This is a genomic window from Streptomyces sp. MK37H, assembly GCF_018035285.1.
GTDB lineage: Bacteria > Actinomycetota > Actinomycetes > Streptomycetales > Streptomycetaceae > Streptomyces > Streptomyces endocoffeicus.
Map to the genome: position 1 here is coordinate 1 of NZ_JAAAYH010000779.1, position 1,886 is coordinate 1,886.

The following is a 1,886-nucleotide window of genomic DNA, read 5'->3' on the forward strand; positions in this document are numbered from 1 at the left end:
TCGTCGCGGCCCGTCGCGACGGTCTCCTGGCCCTTGGTGTCGACGGCCGAGCCCTGCTCACCGGCGGTCTGGTCGGCGGAACCCCGCATCTGCACGCCCGGCGCATTGCCCGCCTGGGCCTGCTTGAGCGCTTCGTCCTTGGTCGGCAGCCCGGCGAACTTCGCGGCCAGCGCCTGCGGGTCCACTACGGGCTTGTCGGCGCCGAAGAGGCTCGCGACCCCGTTCACGATCTTGCCGCCGATAAAGCCCAGGGCCATCTTGAAGGTGTCCCAGCCGCCGGGCTCCTCGGCCTTCTCCGCCTCGATCTGGCCCTCGGGCTCCTTGGCGCCCTCGACCTTGGCGTCCTCCTTCTCCGGCGCCTCGGACTTCTGGGCCGGATCCTGCGAGTACTGGGCCGGGGCGTCGGTCTTCGGCTTGCCCTGGAGGGTCTGCGGGGCACCCGCCGGGCGCTGCATCGAGGGCGGGGCGGCGGCCAGGGCCTTGTGTTCGTCGCCGACGGTGCGGTTCACCGAGCCGCTCACGCCGGTCATGGCCTGCAGCGCCACATGGGGCTTGAGCTTCGAGGCGGTGGACAGGCCCGCTTCCGGGGACACTTGGGAGAGGTTCGGGGCCGGTCCGGAGTCCTTCTTCTTGCCCTTGGCGGAGGCGGATGCCTTGCCGCCGCCACCACCTCCCCCACCACCGGCTCGGGATCCGCCGCCGCCACCGCCGCCGCCTGGTGTCTTGGCGGTCGGCGCCGACTTGGGCGCTGCGGCCTTCGCGCCCGGTGCGGCCTTGGGCGCCGGTGTCTCCTTCGGGGCCGCGGGCCGGGTGGTCCGCTCGGGTTCGGCGGACTTCTCCGGTTCCGGCGCGGACGGCGTCGGCTCCGCCGCCGGGGTCTCCGTACGCTCCGTCGGCGCGCCCTGCTCGCTCTGCGCCCCGCTGCTCGCCCCGCCGGGCGTATCCGCGTTGGATCCGCCCGTGACCTGGGTGTCGCGCGCGGGTGAGGGGGATTTGGCGTCCGCCGTGGATTCGCTCTTGGCCGCCGGCTCCGCGTCCGCCTTCTTCTGTTCCGCCTTGGCCGCGGGCTCCTGCGCCGCCTGACCGCCCACCGCCTGCTGGGACGCCTTCTCCTGCGCCCCGCCGGACGCGTCACCCGCCGCGGAGGTGCCCTTCTCCTCCTTCGCGGCCTGTTCCGTGGCTTCGCTGCCGTCCTCGGACCTGCCCGCGGCCTCCTGCACCGTCGTCTGGGCGACGACGGGCCCGTCCTTGGGGTCGGCGCCGCTCTTCGGGTCGCGTGTCACGGCCGGTCCCGGTCGGCTCTCGGCGACCTGCTCCACCGCGAGACCGCCGAGGCCGCCGCCTGCCGCCGCCGCGCCGTCGTCCGCCTCCGCCGACGGTTCGGCGTCAGCGGCCGAGTCGGCGGACTCCTCCTCGGGTTCGGCGTCCTCCGCCTCGTCCTCGGCGTCCTCCGCGTCCCGCTCGGCCTGCACTTTGTCGGCCTTGGTCAGCGGAGGCGCGGGGAAGGACGGAACCGGGGCGTCGGCGGACGAGGCGGGGTCGAGCGTGTCCGCGGCCGGTACGCCGGACACGTCGAGGTCCTGCTCGGGCAGGAAGTCCTCCGGCTGGAGCTTGATGTCCCAGGCGCTCTTCTCCTCGCCCCCGACCTCGACCTCCGACTCACTGCCGGAGCCGAACGGATTCTCCTCGGCCCGCTCCTCCGGGCCGTCGAGATCCTGGGCGCGCACGCCGTCGAGCGTGGAGAACGCGCCGGGCGACTGGGTGTCCTTGCCGGACGCCATCGGCGAACCGGTGGGCTTGTCCGCGCCCCGCTTGTCCTGCTGCTTCAGCTGCTGACCCGCCATGAGCGAATCGACCGCGCCCGGGCGGTTCTTGGCCGCCGACTC

At 74.1% G+C, this 1,886-nt stretch carries 1 pseudogene; it reads right to left on the minus strand.

Annotated features, from left to right (window positions below):
• Positions 1–1,844: pseudogene (locus GWI24_RS43825) on the minus strand (hypothetical protein); the annotation flags it as partial.
• Positions 1,845–1,886 lie beyond the last annotated feature (42 nt).